Genomic DNA, 472 nt, shown 5'->3' with positions numbered 1-472 from the left:
AAATGCTTTTGGCGTCTGGACGAGGTTGGCCACATTTCGAACCGAAATGTCTTTCCGAGGTGGCTTCGTTTGCGGTTCAGATTCAGGAATGGATTCGGGATGTGAATTCTGTATGTGGCGACCATTTTGGATGTCATTGGCGGCCGTTTCGCGCAATTTCATCTGTTTTTCCAAAGCGTTGACGATTTCCTCGCGCAAAGCCTCCATTGCAGGCAATACCCCTTCGACATCCACGAGACTCGGCACGCGCGGAAGATGGGCGGTGAGGTCGGCATAGCGGGCTTCGATCGCCAGCCAGTCGCCATCGGCGCCTTCCTGAAGGGCTGCCGAGATCAGTTTTCGCACGTCGCGGCGGCAGATGGCCAGCGTCTCCCGGGCCTGGCGCAGCAATCGCCGCTCCTCGGCGACCTCCAAAGCGAGGCGGGCGAATTCGTCGGCGCGGCTCAGCAATGGCGCAAGATTGAAGCCGAAC

Annotated in this window: 1 protein-coding gene; it reads right to left on the bottom strand. The window is 58.7% G+C overall.

Annotation, left to right across the window (positions count from 1 at the left end; translation table 11 throughout):
* On the bottom strand, positions 1 to 472 hold a 472-nt coding region (locus P7F60_RS23430), incomplete at both ends, for a helix-turn-helix domain-containing protein (RefSeq protein ID WP_277920110.1).

Origin of the sequence: Rhizobium sp. YJ-22, assembly GCF_029601685.1 — a bacterium.
Lineage (GTDB): Bacteria > Pseudomonadota > Alphaproteobacteria > Rhizobiales > Rhizobiaceae > Metarhizobium.
This window is presented reverse-complemented; position numbering and strand designations above follow the sequence as displayed.